Origin of the sequence: Variovorax trehalosi (genome assembly GCF_051216415.1) — a bacterium.
Taxonomy (GTDB): Bacteria; Pseudomonadota; Gammaproteobacteria; order Burkholderiales; family Burkholderiaceae_C; genus Variovorax.
On record NZ_JBPJZG010000006.1, the window covers coordinates 515,543 to 537,723 of the forward strand.

Below are 22,181 nucleotides of genomic sequence, written 5' to 3' on the forward strand. Positions count from 1 at the left end.
CGAGGTCAAGCTGCAAAACACCTGCAATCACCACGATTGCGCCGGTGCCAGCTGTTCAAGAAAGAGTGTCCACATGGCACGCGTATGCGACGTAACGGGCAAAGGCCCGATGGTCGGAAACAACGTTTCCCACGCCAACAACAAAACCAAGCGCCGGTTCCTGCCGAACCTGCAATACCGCCGTTTCTGGGTCGAGACTGAAAACCGCTGGGTTCGCCTGCGCGTTTCGAGCGCTGCACTGCGCCTGATCGACAAGAACGGTATCGACGCCGTGCTCGCAGACCTGCGCGCACGCGGCCAAGCTTAAGGAGCTGAATCATGGCAACGAGCAAAGGCGGACGCGAAAAGATCAAGCTGGAATCCACCGCGGGTACCGGCCACTTCTACACGACCAGCAAGAACAAGAAGACGATGCCTGAAAAGATGTCGATCATGAAGTTCGACCCGAAGGCGCGCAAGCACGTCGAATACAAGGAAATCAAGCTGAAGTAATTCAGCCTGATCTTCCAAACGAAAAACCCGCTGCTCACCCAGCGGGTTTTTTGTTGCCTGTCGATTTGTGTTGCCCCTTCCGGCAATACCAATGCACAAATACGGCGGATACAAAAAAGCCGACCCCAGGTCGGCTTTTTTATTGAAAGGCCAAGCCTCTCAGGTGCGTGCAGCGCGCAGGCGCGTCGAGAACTCGCGCAAACCCGCAATGCCGCTGGCTTCAGCACGGTGGCACCAGGCCGCCAGATCGGCCGCCAGTTGCTCGCGCGACTGCGAGGTGTTCATCCAAAGCTGACGCAACTCTTCACGCATCGTCACCATCTTGTCGAGCACCGGGTGGGCTGCACGTGCCTGCACGATGTGCGGGCGGGCGGATGCGGGCACCTTGTCGTCGTCGCGGTGCAGCCAGCGCTTGGCGGCCTTGAGCACCGACAGGTCGGCGCCCTTGGTCTTCAGCAGGGCCAACTCTTCGCTGGTTGCGCGGCGCATTTCGCGGGCGTAGCCGGCCATGACTTCGTAGCGATTGGCGATGACGGCCTCGAGCGTCTTCTCGTTGGCCACAGGCTGGATGTCGCCCATCTGCATCTTCGGCGGCACCTTCTTGACCTTGGCCCAGCCGATGGCCTGCATCGCCTGGATGTAGATCCAGCCGATGTCGAACTCGTACTTCTTGACCGAGAACTTGGCCGATGTCGGGTAGGTGTGGTGGTTGTTGTGCAGTTCTTCGCCGCCGATGATCAGGCCCCAGGGCATGATGTTGCGGCTGGCATCGGGTGCCTCGAAGTTGCGGTAGCCCCAGTAGTGGCCGATGCCGTTGATGATGCCGGCGGCAGTGATCGGAATCCAGAGCATCTGGACGGCCCACACGGCCATGCCGAGCGTACCGAACAGCGCCAGGTTGATCACCAGCATCAGGCCCACGCCTTGCCAGCTATAGCGCGAATACAGGTTGCGCTCGATCCAGTCATCGGGCGTGCCGTGGCCGTAGCGATCGATCGTGTCCTTGTTCTTCGACTCCTTGCGGTACAGCTCTGCGCCGCGCCAGAACACCTCGTCGATGCCCTTGACCTGCGGGCTGTGCGGGTCTTCCTGCGTTTCGCATTTGGCGTGGTGCTTGCGGTGAATGGCAACCCATTCCTTGGTCACCATGCCGGTGCCGAGCCACAGCCAGAAGCGGAAGAAATGCGAGGGAATCGGGCCCAGATCCATGGCCCGGTGCGTTTGCGTGCGGTGCAGGAAAATCGTGACCGCAGCAATCGTGATGTGCGTGGTGACGAGCGTGTACAGCACGACTTGCCACCATGTGAGGTCCCACAAGCCGTGTCCGAGCCATTGGATGGCCGCATTGAGAACGGCAGAGTCAGGAAGCAACATTGAGTCAGGTACTCCATAGCCACACGAAGGTGCAGCCTTAAGCTAACCAGCAATTTTAAGGCGACAGCGTCAAAACGAGGCCGTTTACCCTTCAGGAAAAGCGCTGATTAACCCTAGTTTGGAGTCCCGCCCCTATTTGCGGTTCCACACGGCCGCGAAGAAACCGTCGGTCGAATGGCGGTGCGGCCATAGGCGTAGATAGCGCCTGCTATCTGCGCCGCCAGCGCAAAGTGCCTCGAAACCCTCCACTTTGAGCCCCTGCAGCAGTTCCGCGGCGTCCACGGGCTCGAAATCGGGGTTGGCGGCGCCGAAAGCCTCGGCGATGGCCTCGTTTTCCTCCGGCAGTACGCTGCAGGTGGCGTAAACCAGCCGGCCGCCCGACTTCACAAGCCGAGCCGCACTTTGCAGGATGGCCGTCTGCTTGACCGTCAGTTCCTCCACCGATTTGGGCGACTGGCGCCATTTCAGGTCGGGATTACGCCGCAGCGTCCCAAGCCCCGAGCAGGGCGCGTCGACCAGAACGCGGTCGATCTTGCCCGCCAAGCGCTTGATCCGGTCGTCCCGCTCATGGGCGATGGCGGCCGGGTGAACGTTCGAGAGCTTGCTGCGCGCCAGCCGTGGCTTGAGCGCGTCGAGCCGGTGCGCCGACGTATCGAAGGCGTAGAGCCGGCCGGTATTTCGCATCGTGGCGCCGATGGCCAGGGTCTTGCCACCCGCGCCGGCGCAGAAATCGACCACCATCTCGCCGCGCTTGGCATCCAGCAGCAGCGCTAGGAGCTGGGAGCCTTCGTCCTGCACCTCGACGGCACCGCGAGCGAACGCATCCAGCTTGGTTAGCGCCGGCTTGCCTTCGATGCGCAAGCCCCACGGTGAGAACGGCGTTGCTTCAGATTTGATAGCAGCCTTCGCAAGCTCAGCCTTCACTTCTGCCCGCTTGTCGGTCAGTGCATTGACGCGCAGATCGAGCGGCGCCGGCTGCTGCAGGCTTTCGACCAGCGGCCAGAAGCCGTCGCCAAGTTGCGCCTTGAGCGGCGTCACCAGCCATTCCGGCAGATTGTGGCGATGGCGCTCCAGCAGGTCTTCCGGCTTGACGGCATCGCAGTTGTCGAGCCAGCGCTTCTCGGTGTCGTTGAGTGCGCTCTTGAGAAAGTCGCGCGGACCGTGAAAGCCCAGGATCGCCATGCGGCGCTCCTTCGAGCCACTGCCCGAGGGCGAGAGGTGATCGAACAGGAGCTTCTTGCGAAGCACGGTGTAGACGGTCTCGGCCAGCGTGGCGCGCTCGCGCGGACCGAACTCGCGGTGGTCGCGAAAGAAGCGGGAAACGACCTGGTCGGCCGGGTGATCGAATTTCAGGACAAGGCCCACCAGATCGGCGGTGGCCTCCAACAGGGCTTTGGGGTGCATCCCCCGATTGTCTCAGGCGGTCGCCGTGCTAGGCCTCGCGCGTCCAGGCCACCCCGAAAGCGTGCTGCTCGATGTCCGCCAGCGTGGGCGAATCGCCGGCCCAGAGCACCAGCGCCGCACCCGGCAGGGTCAGCGTCTGCTCCAACTGGCGGCACAGCTGCCAGCGGTCGCCGTCATCGAGCCCCGGCAGTTCGACGAACACGATGTACGCACGGCGCCAAGGGAATTCGCGCAGGTTCTTGCGCACCAGCCAGGCGCGCGACACGGGAAGGCAGCGAACGAGATCCGCCTTCAACTCGCCCAGTTCGTGGTCGTTCAGGTCGTGCCGCCCGATCTGGCTGAAGAAGGGCGTCTCGGTGATTTCCTCCCAGGCGCGCGCCTCGGCCTCTTCTGCCTCCTTGAGCCGGCCGCGCCACAGCTTCAGCGCTTCCTCGTCGTGGAGCCCGGCGTCAGGATCTTCCAACGACGCGACGGCGCTCTTGGCGGCCCACCAGCGGCTGGCGGCGCCCGACTGGTGCAGCCGCTCGAGCACCGCGAGACGGCCCGCGCGATCGCTCACGGGCAGCATCTGGACCAGCCCGCGCAGTGCCCCCGGGTGCTCCGGCGCAATGCGCAGTGCGCTCTCGTAACGAACGCGCACCAGCGCCGCCGGATCGAGCCGGCGCTCGGAATCGGCCCACTCGACCATCTCGTCGGGCGTGTTGCGTTCGCCGCGCGCGGCCAGCACCGCGATGCGCTCGCGGATGCGCGCACGGTGCGCATGGTGTTGCTTCCAGTCGCTGGCGTGGGCGCGACGCCACAGGTTGTCGAAATGGCCGATCCACTTCGCACTGTCGGCCAGCAGATCGAGCGCCGGCCGCTCCGACCAGGGCGGCAAAACCGCCTTCTGCCCCAGCGCTTCCAGCCGGTCGCGCAGCACCGGGTGGGTGTCGTCCAGGTCGCTGACGCGGCGCATCGCCTCGCGCAGCGCCTGGCGGGCGAAATCGTCGCTCGGCGGCGCGTGAGCGAGTTTCCGCAGGGCCGCGAAGGGCCCCGGGGCTTGCGGCTCCAGTTCGGCGCGGGCCCAGTGCGACGGCCAGAACTCGTTGGCGTACCAGTTGCCCTTGATTGCGATCTCGGTCAGCGCGGCCGCGGCCACCGCAGTGCCCAGCAGCCGGCCTGAGATGCGGTCGGCCTCGTATTCGTCCTGTCGGGCCAGCGCGAAGGTCTTGGCCGCGAAGCGTGGGAAATACCAGCGGAAAAAGGCCTGCGACACCAGCGCCATCACGCCTTCGTCTTGTTGCAGGCTCGCGTCCAGCTTGAGCCACGAGAGCCGCGTACGGTAGATCCAGGCGCTCAGCTTGCCGTGGTTGCCGCGCAGGTGGCCGTACTCGTGCGCCAGCACCGACAGCAGCCGCTGCCGATTGAGCATCATCAGGAGCGGCAGCCCGATGCTCAGGGAGTTGACCGCGCCGCCGAAGAGGCCGAAGCGCGGCACCTGCCGGATACTGGCGTTGAAATCGTCGTCGAGGAAGACGCGATGGACCGGCGGTCCCTTGATCTTGCCGCGGATGCGGTCCAGTGCCTCGAAGAGCGCCGGCGCATCGTCGCGCGAGAGCTCCTTGCCTTCAGGTTCATCGAAGCGCACCCAGAGTGCGCGCACCGTGGCCCAGAGCAGCCCCAGGGAAAAGACCAGCAGCCAGCCGTGCGACACGCTGAAGCGTTCGCGCCCGAGCGACGAAACCACCCAGGCGATGATGCCCACCGAGAGCCCGAGGCAGCCCAGCACCCAGAGGTAGCCGAGTGCGGCGAACGCCGCGACGCTGCGCCGGTAGCGCGCGCTGTTGTCGGCACTGGCATGCTCGCTCAGTCGAACCAGGTGAACAAAATCCGCGCGATCCATTCGACTCCCGTCAAATCAAGCACCGACCGTTTTTGAAGAAAGAAGCCCCCGTTGAAAGACAACGACCTGCCACCCCTGATCGAAACGCCTCCAGGCCGCTACCGCCACTACAAGGGCGGCGAATACGAAGTCCTGGGCACCGTGCGCCACAGCGAGACCCTGGAGCCCATGACGCTGTATCGCGCTCTTTACGGGGCCCACGGCCTCTGGGTCCGCCCCGCCGGGATGTTCGGCGAAATGATCGAAATCGACGGCGTGATGCGGCGCAGGTTCACGCCGATCTAGCCGGGCTGGCGCAGGCACGGGTCAACCGCAGCCGACAGCGGTCACGCGGTTGCGCGCATCGACGTGGAGGTTGAGCCGACCGCCGTTGAATTCCATCGTGACGGCCTCGCCCGGCTTCAGCGCGCGGACGACCCCTGCGCCGGACCGGGCCCGGGCTGCGGCCTCGAGCTGCGGTGTCAGAGGCTGGCCGACGGCGAACTTGGCGCCATCGGCGTTGCATTGGTAGACCGGCTCCGTCCGCGCAGCAGGCGCCGGGGCGGGGGCAGGTGTCGGCGCCGGTGTCGACGCTGCACAGCCCGCCAGGAGAGCGGCTCCAGCAACAGTCGCCAGCAGGTTTTGGTATGGATTCCTCACTTCGAACTCCCCGAAAACCTGCCAATATAAACAAAATTAACGAATGTGACTCGATGTATCCGACAGCCATCCAGCAATGGCGCGTGGATACAACTGATGCTCCTGCGCCAGCACCCTCCCCGCCAAGGTGGCCGCGGTGTCGTCGGGCAGCACGGGCACCACGGCCTGCGCGAGGATCGGCCCATGGTCGAGTTCGGTGGTGACCTGGTGCACGGTCACGCCGGCCACCTTGCAGCCCGCGTCGATGGCGCGCTGATGGGTATGGAGCCCCGGAAAGGCCGGCAGCAGCGAAGGATGGATGTTCACCAGCCGTCCCGCATAGCGCCCCACGAAGCCCGGCGTCAGGATGCGCATGAACCCCGCCAGCACCACCAGCGTCGGCGAATGCGCGTCGACGACCTTCGCCAGCGCCTCGTCGAAAGCCTCCCGGGTCGGAAATTCCTTGTGCGGGACAACCTCGGTGGCAATGCCATGCGTCTTGGCGAACGCAAGCCCGCCGGCTTCGGCCTTGTTGCTCACGACAGCCGCAATGCGCGCGCCGAACCGCTCGGCCCAGCAATCGCGTTCGGCCGCACGCACGATGGCGGCCATGTTGGAGCCGCCGCCGGAAATCAGGATCACGATGTTCTTCATGGGAGGGCGGGATTATCCGTGCGTGGCTTGTCGCAACGCGGACACCAGATCACAGCACGACCGTGCTAAAACTCGAAGCTCCGGAGACACACCGCGTCGGCGGTGACCGATCAACACAGCGAGGCACGCATGGATTTGAGCTTCACGCCCGAAGAACAGAAGTTCCGCGAAGAGATTCGCGCATGGGTCAAGGACAACCTCCCCAAAGAGATTTCGCACAAGGTGCACAACGCGCTCGAACTCACGCGCGACGATCTGCAGAACTGGGCAAAGATCCTCGGCAAGAAGGGCTGGCTGGGCTACGGATGGCCCACCGAATTCGGCGGCCCTGGCTGGACCGCCGTACAGCGCCACCTCTTCGAGGAAGAGATCGCCCTCGCCGGCGCGCCCCGCATCGTTCCCTTTGGCCCTGTGATGGTCGCCCCGGTGATCATGGCCTTCGGCAACGCCGAGCAGCAAAAGCGCTTTCTCCCCGGCATCGCCAGCGGCGAAGTCTGGTGGAGCCAGGGCTACAGCGAACCCGGTTCGGGTTCCGACCTCGCCTCCGTCAAGACCAAGGCCGAGCGCAAGGGCGACAAATACATCGTCAATGGCCAGAAGACCTGGACCACGCTCGGCCAGTACGGCGACTGGATGTTCAACCTCGTGCGCACCAGCAGCGAAGGCAAGCCGCAAACCGGCATCAGCTTCCTGCTGCTCGACATGAAATCGCCCGGCGTCACCGTGCGCCCGATCAAGCTGCTGGACGGCGGCCATGAAGTCAACGAAGTGTTCTTCGACAACGTCGAGGTGCCTGCCGAAAACCTGATCGGCGAAGAGAACAAGGGCTGGACCTACGCCAAGCACCTGCTCTCGCACGAGCGCACCAACATCGCCGACGTGAACCGCGCGAAGCGCGAGCTCGAGCGCCTGAAGCGCATCGCCAAGAGCGAAGGCGTCTATGAAGACCAGCGTTTCCGCGACGAGATCGCCAAGCTCGAGGTCGGCATCGTCGCACTCGAGATGATGGTGCTGCGCGTGCTCTCGGCCGCTACCTCGGGCAAGAACTCGCTCGACGTCGCGGGCCTGCTCAAGATCCGCGGCAGCGAGATCCAGCAGCGCTACAGCGAACTGATGATGCTGGCCGGCGGTCCCTATTCGCTGCCGCTGATCCGCGAGGCGATGGAAGCCGGCTGGCAGGGCAACTTCCCGGGCGGCAACCCGGCCATCGCGCCGCTGTCGTCGACCTTCTTCAACATGCGCAAGACCACCATCTACGGCGGCTCGAACGAAGTGCAACGCAACATCGTCGCGCAGACGGTTCTGGGCTGAGGAGACAAGAACATGGATTTCAATTTCACCGACGACCAGGAACAACTGCGCGACGCCGTTCGCAAATGGGTCGACAAGGGCTATGACTTCGAGCGCCGCCGCGGCATCGAGGCCAAGGGCGGCTTCTCGCGCGAGGCGTGGGATGAACTGGCCGAGCTGGGCCTGGGCGGCCTCTACATCGCCGAAGACGACGGCGGCCTGGGCATGGGCCCGGTGGCCGGCATGGTCGTGATGGAAGAGCTGGGTCGTGGCATCGTGCTGGAACCCTTCGCGCAGACGCTGATCGCCGGCGCCGTGCTCAGCGGCTATGCCGACGCAGGCACCAAGGACAACTGGCTGCCGCGCATCGCCGGCGGCCAGGCCATCGTGGTGCTGGCCTACCAGGAGCGCAAGGCGCGCTACCGCCTCGACGTGTGCGACGCCCACGCCGTCAAGGCCGGCGACGGCTGGTCGCTGAACGGCGCCAAGAGCGTGGTGGCGGTCGGCGACGAAGCCGACGCGTACATCGTCCCGGCCAAGGTGGACGGCAAGATCGCCCTCTTCCTGGTCGAGCGCAGCGCGAGCGGCGTCGAGGCCCGCGGCTACGGCACGCAGGACGGCGGTCGCGCGGCCGAGGTCGTGTTCGACAAGGCCGACGCCACGCTGATCACGACGGACGGTCTGGCCGCACTGGAATACGCGGTCGATGTCGGCATTGCCGCCACCTGCGCCGAAGCGGTCGGCGTGATGGACAAGACCGTCGCCCTCACCGTCGAGTACATGAACCAGCGCAAGCAGTTCGGCGTGACCATCTCCACCTTCCAGGCGCTGCGCCACCGCGTCGCCGACATGAAGATGCAGCTGGAACTCGCACGCTCGATGAGCTACTACGCAACGCTCAAGCTCAACGCCCCGCCCGAGGAACGGCGCCAGGCGCTGGCGCGCGCCAAGTACCAGCTGGGCACGTCGATGCGCTACGTGGCCGCCAACTCGGTGCAGCTGCATGGCGGCATCGGGGTGACCGACGAATACATCGGCAGCCACTACTTCCGCAAGCTCACGCAGCTCGAGATGACCTTCGGCGACACGCTGCACCATCTGGGCGAAGTGTCCGCGCGCATGCAGGACACAGCGGGCGTCTTCGCCTGACAGCAGTTTTCCCATAGCATCCAACGCCCGCCCGCCTTGCGCCGGCGGGCGTTTTCACTTGGAACCCAGCCAGGACAGAAACATGCCATCCCGCCGCACCATCCTCGCCCTCGGGCTCGTCTCGACCGCCATGCTGACCGCCTGCGCTACAGCGCCCACGCCCTCGTACACCGAGCGTCCGCCGATCGTCTTCATGCACGGCAACGGCGATTCGGCAGCGCTGTGGCAAACCACGATCTGGCGCTTCGAATCGAACGGCTGGCCGCGCGACCGGCTCTTTGCGGTCGATCAGCCGAACCCTGTCGCCCGCGACGACGACGCGGTCGCCCAGCCCGGCCGCAGCTCGACCACCGATTCAGCCATCTTCCTGAAGGCCGAGGTCGACAAGGTGCTCAAGGCCACGGGCGCGAGCAAGGTGGTGCTGATCGGCAACTCGCGCGGTGGCAACACGATCCGCAACTATGTGCAGAACGGCGGCGGCGCGGCCGTAGTGAGCCATGTGGTGCTGGGCGGCAACCCGGCGCATGGCATCTGGGCAGTGAAGGGCTTCCGCGAGAACAACGAGTTCTCGGGCCTTTCGGGCTTCATGACGCAACTCAATGCGCCCAAGGGCACGAATGGCGACGAGGTCACGCCCGGCGTGAAGTGGCTCACCTTGCGCTCGGACAATAACGACAAGTACGCGCAGCCCGATGGCGTGTGGATCGGCGCCCCCGGCAAGCCAACCAACATCGGCTTCGACGGGCCGGCGCTCAAGGGCGCGACGAATGTCGTGCTGCCGCGCGCGGATCACCGCGAGACTTCGTTCTCGCCCGCCGCATTTGCGGCGACATGGCAGTTCCTGACCGGCCAGGCTCCGCGCAGCACGGCGGTGGCGGCCGAGACGAACGTCGTGCTCGATGGCCGGGCGATCGGCGCGGAAAACCTCTCGCTGAACGGCGGACAGCTGCGCATCTACCCGGTCGACCCAGCCACCGGCGTGCGGCAGGGCGACGCGGTGCACAGCAAGAACATCGGCGCCGACGGCCGCTGGGGCCCGTTCAGCGCGCGCGGCGGCACGGCTTACGAGTTCGTCCTGAGCGCGCCCGGCTACGGCACCACGCACATCTACCGCAGCCCTTTCCCGCGCAGCAGCGGCGTCGTGAACCTGCGCCCCGAGCGCATCACGCCCGGTGATGGCAGCGCCAACGTGGTCGTGGTCTTCACGCGGCCGCGCGGCTACTTCGATGCGGAGCGCGACACCATGCGCTTCGATGGGCAAAGCCTGCCGGCCGGCGTGCCGCCCAAGGGCTCGGGGGTGTCGAGCTCCAGGTTGAGGGTTGCCGCGAGCGAACAGCAGCGTGCGGTCACCGGTGAATTCAACGGCGAGCGCATCACCGGCCTGACATGGCCGGCGGTGAAGGAGCATGTGACGGTGCTCGAACTGACTTACTGAGCGAGGACAACGGACATGAGCGACATCAGTTCCCCCTTCGTGCTGAACACACGCGATGCGCGCGGCGTGGTCACGCTGACGCTGAACCGGCCGGCCTCCTTCAACGCCCTCTCGGAAGGCATGCTCGGCGCGCTGGAAACGGCACTGGGCGACATCGCAGCCGACGAGACCGTGCGCGCCGTCGTCATCGCGGCCGAGGGCAAGGCCTTCTGCGCGGGCCATGATCTGAAGGAGATGCGCGCGGAGCCGTCGCTCGGCTACTACCAGCAGCTCTTCGAGCGCTGCGGCGCGATGATGCTGTCGATCCAGCGGCTGTCCGTGCCGGTGATCGCGCGCGTGCACGGCATTGCGACGGCCGCAGGCTGCCAGCTGGTCGCCGTGTGCGACCTGGCCGTGGCGTCGAGCGAAGCGCGCTTTGCCGTCAGCGGCGTGAACGTGGGGCTGTTCTGCGCGACGCCGAGCGTCACGCTGTCGCGCAACCTCGGGCGCAAGGAAGCCTTCGAGATGCTGGTGACCGGTGAATTCATCAGCGCACAGGAAGCGCGGGAGAAGGGGCTGGTCAACCGGGTGGCGGCACCGGCCGAACTCGATGCCGCGGTCGAAGCGCTGGTCGCCAGCATCGTCGCCAAGCCCCGCAAGGCGCTGGCGCTGGGCAAGGCCCTGTTCTATCGGCAGTTGGAAACAGGCATCGAAGCCGCGCTGGAAGACGCCAGCCAGACCATGGCCTGCAACATGATGGACGAGAGCGCGCTCGAAGGCGTTCAGGCCTTCATCGAGAAGCGCCCGCCTGGCTGGAAGCGCTGAAGAAGCTAATCAGGTGTCGTGCAGCCGCGAGCTTTGCGGCAGGTGCGCCATCAGGAATTCCATCTGGTCCGCCAGGATGCGGCGATTTCGCAGAATGAAATCTTCCCAGAGGCTGGGCACGTAGGGCGCATACAGCAGCGGCATGTTCGCCTGCTCGGGCGTGCGGCTGCTCTTACGGTGGTTGCAGGGCTTGCAGGCCGTGACCACGTTCATCCAGGTGTCGATGCCCTTCTGGGCGAACGGAATGATGTGCTCGCGCGTGAGCTCGTCTTCGTGGAAATGCCCGCCGCAGTAGGCGCAGACATTGCGGTCCCGCGAGAACAGTTTGCTGTTGGTGAGCCCCGGACGCTGGGTGAAGGGATTGATGCGCGGCACGCCCTTGGTGCCGATGATGCTGTTGATCGCAATCTGCGACTGCTCGCCCGTGACGGCGTTGTGCCCGCCGCGAAACACCGCGACCTGCGCCCCCACTTCCCAGCGAACTTCGTCCGCCGCGTAGTGGATCACCGCCTGTTCGAGCGATATCCATGACTGGGGCAGCCCTTGGGCCGACAGCTTCAAGACCTTCACACACGCCTCCTCAAGAAAGGGAGAGAACACGGAAAGACCAGGGACACGGAGCGCATCAGAGACCCACGCCAAGCGACGCACTGCGTCACAATATACCGGCTTTGTGACAAAACGGCCTGATTCGCCCATTTGACGGGCGAAAGGCGCTATCAAAAAGATACTCACCGATGCAGGTTTTTCGCGGCTTCCGGCACCCGGGCGTAGCCCCCGCCTGCGCCCTCACCATTGGCAATTTCGACGGTGTGCACCGTGGGCACCAGGCCATGCTCGCGCTGTTGCAGACCGAGGCCCGCCAGCGCGGGCTGCCGAGTTGCGTGCTGACCTTCGAGCCGCACCCGCGCGACTATTTCGCTGCCCTGACCAAGAAACCCGACTTGGCGCCGGCCCGCATCGGCACCCTGCGCGACAAATTGAGCGAGCTTGCCGCCTGCGGCGTCGCGCAGACCATCGTGCTGCCCTTCGACGGCCGGCTCGCCTCCCAATCGCCCGAGGAATTCATCCAGAACGTGCTGGTCGACGGCCTGGGCGCGCGCTATGTGCTGGTGGGCGACGATTTCCGCTTCGGCGCCAAGCGGGCCGGCGACTACGCGATGCTCGATGCAGCCGGCGACACGCGCGGCTTCGACGTGGCGCGCATGAACAGCTATGAAGTGCATGGCCTGCGCGTGTCCAGTTCGGCCGTGCGCGAGGCGCTGGCCGAGGGCCGCATGGCCGATGCGCAGACGCTGCTCGGGCGGCCCTACACAATTTCGGGCCACGTGGTCCATGGCCGCAAGCTCGGCCGCGCGCTGGGCGCCTCGGCGCCGGGCCAGGACGATGGCTTTCGCACCCTCAACCTGCGCTTCAAGCACTGGAAACCGGCCGCCAGCGGCATCTTCGCGGTGCTGGTGCACGGCCTGGCCGACAAGCCCCTGCCGGGCGTGGCCAACCTCGGCGTGCGCCCCTCGCTGGACGCCAATGACGTCAATGGCGGCCGGGTGCTGCTGGAGACCCATTGCCTGGAGTGGCCCTCGCATCTGGGGTCCGAAGGGGCCTACGGTAAAATCGTCCGCGTGGAACTCCTGCACAAACTGCACGACGAATTGCGCTACACCAGCCTCGAGGCCCTCACTGCGGGCATCGCCAAGGATGGGCGCGACGCACGCGCGTTCTTTGCATCGACCCACGCCGAAACCCACCGCCAGACCACGCGCGACCGAATTTAGCCCTGCACGCCCCGTGCTGCCGCCCTTCGACAAGCTCAGGGCGAACGGCTATATCTTCCGCACCGACCGCTCAATGCAGTTCGGGCTGAGCCTGTCGAAGCCACTCTGTTTCGCACCCCAACATGTCTGACGCTGCTTCCCCCACTGATTACCGTTCCACGCTGAACCTGCCCGACACCCCCTTCCCGATGCGCGGCGACCTGCCCAAGCGCGAACCGGGCTGGGTGAAGGAATGGAACGACGAAGGCCGCTACCACCGCCTGCGCGACGCCCGCCACGGCGCGCCCAAGTTCATCCTGCACGACGGTCCCCCGTACGCCAACGGCCAGATCCACATGGGCCACGCGGTGAACAAGATCCTGAAGGACATGATCACCAAGGCGCGCCAGCTCGAAGGCTTCGACGCGCTCTACGTGCCCGGCTGGGACTGCCACGGCCTGCCGATCGAGAACGCCATCGAAAAGCAGTTCGGCCGCAACCTGAGCCGCGACGAGATGCAGGCCAAGAGCCGCGCATTCGCCACCGAGCAGATTGCGCAGCAGATGGTCGATTTCCAGCGCCTGGGTGTGCTGGGCGAATGGGACCATCCCTACAAGACCATGGACTTCGCCAACGAAGCCGGCGAGCTGCGCGCGTTCAAGCGCGTGATCGAGCGCGGCTTCGTCTACCGGGGCCTGAAGCCCGTGTACTGGTGCTTCGACTGCGGCTCGTCGTTGGCCGAATTCGAAATCGAATACGCCGACAAGAAGAGCCAGACCATCGACGTGGCCTTCAAGGCGCACGAGCGCGAGAAGGTGCTCAAGGCCTTCGGCACCGACCACACGATCCTCGGCGACATCTTCGCCGTGATCTGGACCACCACCGCTTGGACGATCCCGGCCAACCAGGCGATCAACCTCAACCCCGAGATCGAATACTCGCTGGTCGACACCGAGCGGGGCCTCCTGATCCTGGCCAACTCGCTGGTCGAGATGTGCATGACGCGCTATGCGCTCGACGGCAAGGTGCTCGCCACGGTGAAGGGCGAGGCGCTCGGCGGGCTCGAATTCGAACATCCGCTGTACGACGTGGACGCCGGCTACAGGCGCCTGTCGCCGGTGTACCTGGCCGACTACGCCACCGCCACCGACGGCACCGGCCTCGTGCACTCCTCGCCCGCCTACGGCGTGGACGACTTCAACTCCTGCATCGCCCACGGCGTAGCGTACGACGACATCCTGAACCCGGTGCAGGGCAACGGCAGCTACGCGCCCGACTTCCCGCTCTTCGGCGGCCAGAACATCTGGAAGGCCGTGCCGGTGATCATCGCCGCGCTGCGCGACGCCAACCGGCTGCTGACCACCGAGACCATCACCCACAGCTATCCGCATTGCTGGCGCCACAAGACGCCGGTGATCTACCGCGCGGCCGCCCAGTGGTTCATCCGCATGGACGAGGGCGAAGGCGTGTTCACCAAGGACAAGGCGCCCAAGACGCTGCGCCAGACCGCGCTCGACGCGATCGAAGAGACCAGCTTCTATCCCGAGAACGGCAAGGCGCGCCTGCACGACATGATCGCCGGCCGACCCGACTGGTGCATCAGCCGCCAGCGCAGCTGGGGCGTGCCGATCCCGTTCTTCCTGCACAAGGATTCGGGCGAGCTGCATCCGCGCACCATGGAAATCCTCGACCAGGCCGCCGACATCGTCGAGAAGGGCGGCATCGAGGCCTGGAGCCGCGTGACGGTCGAGGAAATCCTGGGCGCTGAAGACGCGCCGAGCTACACCAAGAGCACCGACATCCTGGAGGTGTGGTTCGACTCGGGCTCGACCTTCTATCACGTGCTGCGCGGCACGCACCCCACCGTGCACCACGACACCGGCCCCGAAGCCGACCTGTACCTCGAAGGCCATGACCAACATCGCGGCTGGTTCCATTCGTCGCTGCTGATCGCCTGTGCGCTGGAAGACCGCGCGCCATACCGCGGCCTGCTCACGCATGGCTTCACCGTCGATGCCAAGGGCATCAAGATGAGCAAGTCGCTCAAGAACGGCATCGACCCGCAGGAAATCAGCAGCAAGCTGGGCGCGGAAATCATCCGCCTCTGGGTGGCTGCGAGCGACTACTCGGGCGACATCGCGGGCGACGACAAGATCCTCGCGCGCGTGGTCGACTCGTACCGCCGCATCCGCAACACGCTGCGCTTCCTGCTCGCGAACACCAGCGACTTCGACATCGCCAAGGATGCGGTTCCGCTCGACCAGTTGCTCGAGATCGACCGCTACGCGCTCGCGCGCGCTTCGCAGTTCCAGGCCGAGATCCTCGCTCATTACAAGGTGTACGAATTCCACCCGGTGGTGTCCAAGCTGCAGATCTACTGCTCGGAAGACCTGGGCGGCTTCTACCTCGACATCCTGAAGGACCGCCTCTACACGACCGCCCCCGGCTCGCTCGCGCGCCGCAGCGCGCAGACGGCGCTCTGGCACATCTCGCAAGCCATGCTGCGCTGGATGGCACCGTTCCTGAGCTTCACGGCCGAGGAAGCGTGGAAGTTCGTGAGCACCGGCAAGCCGGGCGAATCGATCTTCGCGGAGACGTACTGCAAGTTCGACGCGCCCGACGAAGCACTGCTCGCCAAGTGGGGCCGCATCCGCGAGATCCGCGATGTGGTCAACAAGGACATCGAGGCCGTGCGCGCCGAAGGCAAGGTCGGCTCGTCGCTGCAGGCCGACCTGCAACTGAGCGCGCCGGCCGACGACTTCGCGCTCTTGAGCACGCTGGGCGACGACCTGAAGTTCGTCTTCATCACCTCGGCCATCGCGCTGGCGGCGGGCGAAACGCTCGCGACCACCGTGGCACCGAGCACCGCGCAGAAGTGCGAGCGCTGCTGGCACTACCGCGAAGACGTGGGCCACGACCCGGCGCATCCGACGATCTGCGGCCGTTGCATGAGCAACCTGTTCGGCGCCGGCGAATCGCGGAGCTTTGCCTGATGGCCGCCGCACGCTCCGCATCGGCATCGCGTTCGCGCGGTGGCAGCCTCGGCATCTGGCCCTGGCTCGGGCTGGCGGTGATCATCGTGATCATCGACCAGTTCACCAAGACGCTGATCCTGGGCTACTACAAGCTCGGCGATGCGACCTACGTGACGAGCTTCTTCAACGTCGTGCGGGCGCACAACACGGGGGCGGCGTTCTCGTTCCTGGCCGACCATTCGGGCTGGCAGCGCTGGTTCTTCACGGCGATCGGCGTGGCGGCGGCGATTTTCATCGTCTGGATGCTGAGGTCGCACGCGGGGCAGAAGCTCTTTTCGTTCGCGATGGCCTGCATCCTGGGCGGTGCCATCGGCAATGTGGTCGACCGGATGATGCACGGCTACGTGGTCGACTTCCTGAGCTTTCACGCGGGCAACTGGTATTTCCCGGCATTCAATGCGGCGGACAGCGCGATCACGCTCGGGGCCATCTGCCTGATCGTTGACGAGATCCGGCGGGTTCGCCGGGGCAAATAACGCCAGTCAAGCAAATGACTCAAGGGCCTTCGGGCCCTTTTTCTTTGGTCGCTGCGCCCTCGACGGCGGGCCGAGGGTTTCTCCCCGCTTTCGCGCGATGTCATGACGAAGTCATACTGCCACGGTTCAATGTAATCGATTACATGAACACCGCACGATGAGCATCCAAGCCGTAGCCGCCAAAGCCAAGGTCTCCGTGGCCACTGTGTCGCGGGCCTTCAACTTCCCCGACAAGGTCACGCCCGCCACACGCGAGCTGGTGGAGCGCGTGGCGCGCGAACTTCACTACGTGCCCAACGCGAGCGCGCGCACCCTGCGCACCCAGCGCAGCCGCACGCTGGGCGTGGTGCTGCCCACGCTGCTGAACCCGACCTTCGCCGAATGCCTGCAGGGCATTGCGCGCGCGGCCATCGCCGGTGGCTACGCGATCCTTCCAGTCACCACGGGCTACCGCCTCGACGAGGAAGAGCGCGCAGTTCAACTGCTGCTCGCCGGCAATGTCGACGGGCTGATCCTCGTGGTCTCGAACCCCTCCACTTCGAAGGCGCTCGCGCGGCTGCGCACCACCGGCACGCCCTACGTGCTCGCCTACAACCGACACGCGGACCATCCCTGCGTCACCGTCGACAGCGAAGCCGCTGTGGCCGATGCGGTGGCGCGCCTCGTGCTGCTCGGCCATCGCCGCATCGCGATGGTCAGTGGCACGCTCGCCGCATCCGACCGCGCGCAGCAGCGCTATCGCGGCTACCAGAAGGGCATGGCCGACGCGGGTCTGAAGGCGCCTTCGCTGATCGAAGTGCCCTTCGTCGAAAGCGCCGTCGATGCGCTCGCCCACGTGCTGCAGGCGGATCACCGCCCCACCGCGCTCGTCTGCTCGAACGACCTGCTCGCCATCCGCAGCATCCGCGCCGCGCACCTGGGCGGACTCTCGGTGCCCGACGACCTCAGCGTGATCGGCTTCGACGGCATCGCGCTCGGCGAAGACTTGACGCCCGCCCTCACCACCATCGCGCAGCCCAACAGCGACATCGGCCGCCACAGCGTCGAACTGCTGATCCAGGCGATGGCCGGCGGCACCACGCTGCAGGCCGACGCGAGCCTGCTGCTGCCCCACACCTTCCGCGACGGCGAGTCGTGCGCATCCGCGTGCGACGTCGCCACCGATTGATCACCGTCACCACTCCCATCCATCCAAGGAGCTTCTTCATGTCCCTCCGCATCTCCCGCATGGCCCGCCTGGGCCTGATCGCCGCCACCTTCGTTGCCGCCGGCAGCGTCATGGCCCAGACCGCCATTTGCTACAACTGCCCCACCGAATGGGCCGACTGGGGCACGCAGTTGAAGGCCATCAAGGCCAAGACCGGCGTCACCGTGCCGGCCGACAACAAGAACTCGGGCCAGTCGCTCGCCCAGCTCGTCGCCGAGAAGGCCAGCCCCGTGGCCGACGTCACCTACCTGGGCGTGACCTTCGCGGTGCAGGCCGCGAAAGATGGCGTGATCGAGCCCTACAAGCCCGCCGCTTGGAAAGACATCCCCGACGGCCTCAAGGACCCGGCCGGCAACTGGTTCACCATCCATTCGGGCACGCTCGGCTTCATGGTCAACGTCGATGCGCTCAAGGGCAAGCCGATTCCCAAGTCATGGGCTGACCTGCTCAAGCCCGAATACAAGGGCCTGATCGGCTACCTGGACCCCGCCTCGGCCTTCGTCGGCTACGTGGGTGCGGTGGCGGTGAACCAGGCGCGCGGCGGCACGCTGGACAACTTCACGCCGGGCATCGACTACTTCAAGGCGCTGCAGAAGAACGAGCCCATCGTGCCCAAGCAAACCTCGTACGCGCGCGTGCTGTCGGGCGAAATCGCGATCCTGCTCGACTACGACTTCAATGCCTACCGCGCCAAGTACAAGGACAAGGCCAACGTCGCCTTCGTCATTCCGAGCGAAGGCACGCTGGTCGTGCCCTATGTGATGAGCCTGGTCGCCAAGGCGCCGCATGCGGCCGACGCGAAGAAGGTGCTCGACTTCACGCTGTCCGACGAAGGCCAGGCGATCTGGGCCAAGGCCTACCTGCGGCCGGTGCGCGCGAACGCGATGCCCAAGGAGATCGAAGCGCAGTTCCTGCCGGCGAGCGAATACGCGCGTGCCAAGAGCGTGGACTACGGTCGCATGGCCGAGGCGCAGCGCGCGTTCTCTGACCGCTACCTCAAAGAGGTTCGCTGAGTCCGTCTCGAGATGAAGTCCGCCAACGCCTGGAACCCACGCTGGCGGCTGCTCGCCTGCGTGGCCCCCGCAGCCGCCTTCTTCACGGCCTTCTGGCTGCTGCCGGTGGTGCGCCTGCTCGCGCTCCCGGCAGACAAAGGCTGGGCCACCTACTTCGCGGTGCTGACCGACTCGCGCTACCTGCAGAGCATGGCCAACACCGTGGTGCTGTCGGTGGCGGTGACGCTGGCGACGCTGGTGCTGGGCGCCGCGGTGGGCATCTACCTCGCGCGCCATGCCTTCGTCGGCAAGCGCGTGCTGCTGTCGCTGCTCACGCTGCCGCTGTCGTTTCCGGGCGTGATCATCGGTTTCTTCGTGATCCTGCTCGGCGGGCGGCAAGGGCTGGTGGCCGACGTGAGCGACAGCCTGATCGGCGAGCGCATCACTTTCGCGTATGGCTTGCTCGGCCTGTTCCTCGCGTACCTGTATTTCTCGTTGCCACGTGCCATCGCCACCTACACCGCGGCGGCCGAGGCGATGAACGTGCAGCTCGAAGAAGCCGCGCGCTCGCTCGGTGCGTCGCGCCTCCGCGTCGCACGCGACGTCTGGATGCCCGAGCTCGCACCCACCACGCTGGCCTGCGGTGCGATCCTGTTCGCGACCTCGATGGGCGCCTTCGGCACGGCCTTCACGCTGGCCAGCAAGTTCGAGGTGATCCCGATCACCATCTACAACGAGTTCACCAACTACGCCAACTTCGCGCTCGCCGCGTCGCTGTCGATTTCGCTGGGCCTCGTGACCTGGCTGGTGCTGTTCGTCGCGCGGCGCTTCGGGGCCAACCCTGTGGCCCGCTGAAAGAGGAACACGCATGCGCAAGAACACGCAACCCAAGGCGCCCTTCCTGCTCGCGGTCACGGTGATCGTGAGCCTCTTCATGATCGCGCCGATGCTGCTGTCGGTGATGGCGGGGCTGGTCAACAACTACAGCGCGGGCCTGAAAAGCGGGCTCACGCTGCGCTGGCTCGGCGAGGTGTGGGAGAACTACGGCGGCACCGTCGGCTGGTCGATCGGGCTGGCCGTCGCCTGCGTGATCTGCACCGTGCTGCTGGGCGTGCCTTGCGCTTACGCGCTCGCGCGCAGCCGCTCGCGGGCCGCGCGCATCTTGGAGGAACTGCTGACATTGCCCGTCGCCGTGCCAGGTCTCGCGACCGCGCTGGCGCTGATCCTCGCCTACGGCCAGCTCACCGCGTTTCGCACGAGCTTCGCCTTCATCCTCGTGGGCCACATCGTCTTCACGCTGCCCTTCATGGTGCGCACCGTGAGTTCGGCCTTCCAGCGCGACGACCTGCTCGCGCTCGAAGAAGCCGCACGCTCGCTGGGCGCGAATTTCCGCCAGCGCTTCATGGGCATCCTCGTGCCCGCCGTGTTCCCGGCCATCGTGGCCGGCAGCCTGATGGTGTTCACACTCTCGGTGGGTGAATTCAACCTCACCTGGATGCTGCACACGCCGCTCACCCGCACGCTGCCCGTAGGGCTGGCCGACAGCTACGCCTCGATGCGCATCGAGATCGGATCGGCCTACACGCTGGTCTTCTTCGCCGTCATTCTTCCGGTGCTGTGGGGCCTGCAGTACCTTGCCAACCTGATGCAGAAACGCCATGGAACTTGAACGCATCCCCATCGACATCGCGAATTGCGCGAAGACCTACGCGGACGGCACGCGCGGCCTGCAGCCGACGAATCTGCACGTCGAGCCCGGCGAGGTGCTCGCGCTGCTCGGCCCTTCGGGCTGCGGCAAGACCACGCTGCTGCGACTGATCGCGGGGCTGGAAGCGCCCGATGCAGGCAGCCGCATCGTCTTCGGCGACCAGGACGTGACTGATCGCCCCGTCGAACACCGCGGCGTGGGCATGGTGTTCCAGAGCTACGCGCTTTTTCCGCAGATGACGGTGGCGGCCAACATCGGCTATGGCCTGCGCATCCGCGGTGTGTCAGCCGATGAAGAGAAACGCGCCGTGGGCGAGCTGGTCGACCTCGTGCGCCTCGGCGGACTGGAGAACAAGCGCCCCGCCGAACTCTCCGGTGGCCAGCGCCAGCGCGTGGCCCTGGCCCGCGCCGTGGCCGTGCGCCCCCGCGTGCTGCTGCTCGACGAGCCGCTGGCCGCGCTCGACGCCAAGCTCAAGGAGTCGCTGCGCGACGAGCTCGCCGAGCTGCTGCGCCGCCTGCACATCACCGCCATCCACGTGACGCACGACCAGCAGGAAGCGCTCGCCATCGCCGACCGCCTTGCGGTGATGCGCGCCGGCCGCATCGTGCAGGTCGGCCGTGGCGAAGACCTGTATCGCGCGCCCGCGCATCCCTTCGTCGCGGAGTTCCTCGGCCGGGTCAACCGACTGGAGCGCGCGCCCGAGGCCATCGCGCAAGGCGTTGTCCGACTCGGCGGAAGCACGCTGCCTTGCCCGCCTGCCTGGCAGAGCCATGCGATGCTGTTGGTGCGACCCGAAGATGTCGAAGTGAGCGCGCCCCGGCCAGATTGGGGCACCGCCACCGTCGAACGCCGCACCTTTCTCGGCGACCGCGTGCAGCTTCAGCTGCGCGTGCAGGACCAGCCCCTGCTGGTGGCCGACGTGGGGCGCGACAACCCCTTCGGTCCGGGTGATCCGGTGGGCCTTCGCGTCCACCCCGACCGCCTGATGACGTCGCAGGAAACCAGCGCATGACGACAACGAACCCAGACACCTTCCTGGTCCAACTGACCGACCTTCACATCCGCGAGCCGGGCCGGCTGGCCTATGGCCGCATCGACACCGCGCCCTACCTCCAGCAGGCGGTGCAGTCGGTGCTCGCGCTGCCGCAGCAGCCCGATGCGGTGGTGATCACCGGTGACCTGACCGACTTCGGCCGCGCCGCCGAGTACGAGCACCTGGCGCGCCTGCTCGCCCCGCTCACCATGCCGGTCCACCTGATGCCCGGCAACCACGACGACCGCGACCAGTTGCGCAAGAGCTTTCCCGGCCATGTGTACCTCGGCACGGGCGACGACACGGCCGGCTTCATCCAGTATTCGGTGCGTGTGGGCGAGCTGCGGCTCCTCACGCTCGACACCTGCGTGCCCGGCGCAAGCCACGGCACGCTGTGCGAGAAGCGCCTGGGCTGGCTCGAAGCCCAACTGGACGCCTGCCGCGATGAGCCGGTGGTGGTCGCGATGCACCATCCGCCCTTCACGACGCTGATCGGCCACATGGACGAGATCGGCCTGCTGCAAGGCGCCGACGCGCTCGAGGCGCTGATCGCCCGCTACAAGAACGTCGAGCGCGTGATCTGCGGGCATCTGCACCGCGCCATCGACGTGCGCTTCGGCGGCACCATCGCCTCGACTTCGCCAGCCCCGGCGCACCAGGTCTGCCTCGACCTGGCGCCCGGCGCGCCCTCGGCGTGGACGCTGGAACCGCCCGGTTTCCGGGTGCACGCGTGGTCCGCACGAAGCGGTCGTCTCGTCACCCACTTGGCCGCCTCCGGCCGCTTCGAGGGCCCTTACCCTTTCCACGACAACGGGGCGCTGATCGACTGATTCAGTACTTGTGGAAAATGGGGTCAAAACGAACCAAAACGAAA

At 66.0% G+C, this 22,181-nt stretch carries 22 protein-coding genes; 16 read left to right on the plus strand and 6 right to left on the minus strand.

Annotated features, from left to right (window positions below):
* Positions 1-73 precede the first annotated feature (73 nt).
* Together rpmB and rpmG are read left to right on the plus strand one after the other, a co-directional pair.
* Positions 74-307, plus strand: a complete 234-nt coding sequence (gene rpmB, locus ACSFA7_RS24245) for a 50S ribosomal protein L28 (protein WP_007830293.1) — start codon at positions 74-76, stop codon at positions 305-307.
* Positions 308-318: 11 nt separating this feature from the next.
* Positions 319-492, plus strand: coding sequence for a 50S ribosomal protein L33 (gene rpmG / locus ACSFA7_RS24250; protein WP_007830291.1), 174 nt, complete (start codon positions 319-321; stop codon positions 490-492).
* Positions 493-651: 159 nt separating this feature from the next.
* Here rpmG and ACSFA7_RS24255 read toward each other — a convergent pair whose 3' ends face one another.
* The 3 genes from ACSFA7_RS24255 to ACSFA7_RS24265 all read right to left on the minus strand — a co-directional run bounded on the left by ACSFA7_RS24255 (position 652) and on the right by ACSFA7_RS24265 (position 5,152).
* Positions 652-1,866: a DesA family fatty acid desaturase gene (locus ACSFA7_RS24255; protein ID WP_435501715.1), complete on the minus strand. Its 1,215-nt coding sequence runs from the start codon at positions 1,864-1,866 to the stop codon at positions 652-654.
* Positions 1,867-1,998: 132 nt separating this feature from the next.
* Positions 1,999-3,270 (minus strand): RsmB/NOP family class I SAM-dependent RNA methyltransferase, encoded by a 1,272-nt coding sequence (locus tag ACSFA7_RS24260; protein ID WP_435501716.1) that lies wholly within the window; start codon positions 3,268-3,270, stop codon positions 1,999-2,001.
* Between the two features lie 28 nt (positions 3,271-3,298).
* Positions 3,299-5,152 (minus strand): M48 family metalloprotease, encoded by a 1,854-nt coding sequence (locus tag ACSFA7_RS24265; protein WP_435501717.1) that lies wholly within the window; start codon positions 5,150-5,152, stop codon positions 3,299-3,301.
* 51 nt (positions 5,153-5,203) lie between these two features.
* Between ACSFA7_RS24265 and ACSFA7_RS24270 the strand changes: the two genes are divergently transcribed.
* Complete coding sequence (locus tag ACSFA7_RS24270; protein WP_435501718.1) at positions 5,204-5,437, plus strand: DUF1653 domain-containing protein; 234 nt, start codon at positions 5,204-5,206, stop codon at positions 5,435-5,437.
* A gap of 21 nt (positions 5,438-5,458) precedes the next feature.
* Here ACSFA7_RS24270 and ACSFA7_RS24275 read toward each other — a convergent pair whose 3' ends face one another.
* On the minus strand, positions 5,459-5,791 hold the full coding sequence (locus tag ACSFA7_RS24275) for an I78 family peptidase inhibitor (protein WP_435501719.1): 333 nt from the start codon (positions 5,789-5,791) through the stop codon (positions 5,459-5,461).
* Positions 5,792-5,827: 36 nt separating this feature from the next.
* Complete coding sequence (gene purN, locus ACSFA7_RS24280) at positions 5,828-6,424, minus strand: phosphoribosylglycinamide formyltransferase (RefSeq protein WP_435501720.1); 597 nt, start codon at positions 6,422-6,424, stop codon at positions 5,828-5,830.
* Positions 6,425-6,553: 129 nt separating this feature from the next.
* Between purN and ACSFA7_RS24285 the strand changes: the two genes are divergently transcribed.
* The 4 genes from ACSFA7_RS24285 to ACSFA7_RS24300 all read left to right on the plus strand — a co-directional run bounded on the left by ACSFA7_RS24285 (position 6,554) and on the right by ACSFA7_RS24300 (position 11,102).
* Positions 6,554-7,735 (plus strand): acyl-CoA dehydrogenase family protein, encoded by a 1,182-nt coding sequence (locus tag ACSFA7_RS24285; protein ID WP_435501721.1) that lies wholly within the window; start codon positions 6,554-6,556, stop codon positions 7,733-7,735.
* Positions 7,736-7,747: 12 nt separating this feature from the next.
* Complete coding sequence (locus tag ACSFA7_RS24290) at positions 7,748-8,863, plus strand: acyl-CoA dehydrogenase family protein (protein ID WP_435501722.1); 1,116 nt, start codon at positions 7,748-7,750, stop codon at positions 8,861-8,863.
* Positions 8,864-8,945: 82 nt separating this feature from the next.
* Positions 8,946-10,298 carry an alpha/beta fold hydrolase gene (locus ACSFA7_RS24295; protein ID WP_435501723.1) on the plus strand — a complete coding sequence of 451 codons (1,353 nt, stop codon included), beginning with the start codon at positions 8,946-8,948 and terminating at the stop codon, positions 10,296-10,298.
* Positions 10,299-10,313: 15 nt separating this feature from the next.
* Entirely contained in the window at positions 10,314-11,102 is a 789-nt protein-coding gene (locus tag ACSFA7_RS24300; RefSeq protein WP_435501724.1) for an enoyl-CoA hydratase, read from the plus strand.
* A gap of 9 nt (positions 11,103-11,111) precedes the next feature.
* Here the strand turns inward: ACSFA7_RS24300 and ACSFA7_RS24305 are convergent, their stop codons facing one another.
* Positions 11,112-11,672: an HNH endonuclease gene (locus ACSFA7_RS24305; RefSeq protein ID WP_013539832.1), complete on the minus strand. Its 561-nt coding sequence runs from the start codon at positions 11,670-11,672 to the stop codon at positions 11,112-11,114.
* 167 nt (positions 11,673-11,839) lie between these two features.
* Here ACSFA7_RS24305 and ACSFA7_RS24310 point away from each other — a divergent pair, with 167 nt between their 5' ends.
* The 9 genes from ACSFA7_RS24310 (at position 11,840) to ACSFA7_RS24350 (ending at position 22,137) form a co-directional block, all read left to right on the plus strand.
* Entirely contained in the window at positions 11,840-12,877 is a 1,038-nt protein-coding gene (locus tag ACSFA7_RS24310) for a bifunctional riboflavin kinase/FAD synthetase (protein ID WP_435501725.1), read from the plus strand.
* Between the two features lie 122 nt (positions 12,878-12,999).
* Positions 13,000-15,849, plus strand: coding sequence for an isoleucine--tRNA ligase (gene ileS, locus ACSFA7_RS24315; RefSeq protein ID WP_435501726.1), 2,850 nt, complete (start codon positions 13,000-13,002; stop codon positions 15,847-15,849).
* Positions 15,849-16,367: a signal peptidase II gene (lspA, locus tag ACSFA7_RS24320; protein WP_206177627.1), complete on the plus strand. Its 519-nt coding sequence runs from the start codon at positions 15,849-15,851 to the stop codon at positions 16,365-16,367. Before ileS ends, lspA begins: the two co-directional genes overlap by 1 nt.
* Before the next feature lie 157 nt (positions 16,368-16,524).
* Positions 16,525-17,535, plus strand: a complete 1,011-nt coding sequence (locus ACSFA7_RS24325; RefSeq protein ID WP_435501727.1) for a LacI family DNA-binding transcriptional regulator — start codon at positions 16,525-16,527, stop codon at positions 17,533-17,535.
* Positions 17,536-17,573: 38 nt separating this feature from the next.
* Complete coding sequence (locus ACSFA7_RS24330; RefSeq protein WP_435501728.1) at positions 17,574-18,587, plus strand: ABC transporter substrate-binding protein; 1,014 nt, start codon at positions 17,574-17,576, stop codon at positions 18,585-18,587.
* Between the two features lie 12 nt (positions 18,588-18,599).
* Positions 18,600-19,421, plus strand: coding sequence for an ABC transporter permease (locus ACSFA7_RS24335; RefSeq protein ID WP_435501729.1), 822 nt, complete (start codon positions 18,600-18,602; stop codon positions 19,419-19,421).
* A 13-nt stretch (positions 19,422-19,434) separates the two neighbouring features.
* The gene (locus ACSFA7_RS24340; RefSeq protein ID WP_435501730.1) at positions 19,435-20,235 is read left to right on the plus strand and encodes an ABC transporter permease; all 801 of its coding nucleotides are present in this window, start codon (positions 19,435-19,437) and stop codon (positions 20,233-20,235) included.
* Positions 20,225-21,286, plus strand: coding sequence for an ABC transporter ATP-binding protein (locus ACSFA7_RS24345; RefSeq protein ID WP_435501731.1), 1,062 nt, complete (start codon positions 20,225-20,227; stop codon positions 21,284-21,286). The genes ACSFA7_RS24340 and ACSFA7_RS24345 overlap by 11 nt, the downstream gene beginning before the upstream one ends.
* On the plus strand, positions 21,283-22,137 hold the full coding sequence (locus ACSFA7_RS24350) for a phosphodiesterase (RefSeq protein ID WP_435501732.1): 855 nt from the start codon (positions 21,283-21,285) through the stop codon (positions 22,135-22,137). Before ACSFA7_RS24345 ends, ACSFA7_RS24350 begins: the two co-directional genes overlap by 4 nt.
* The last annotated feature ends 44 nt before the right edge of the window (positions 22,138-22,181 follow it).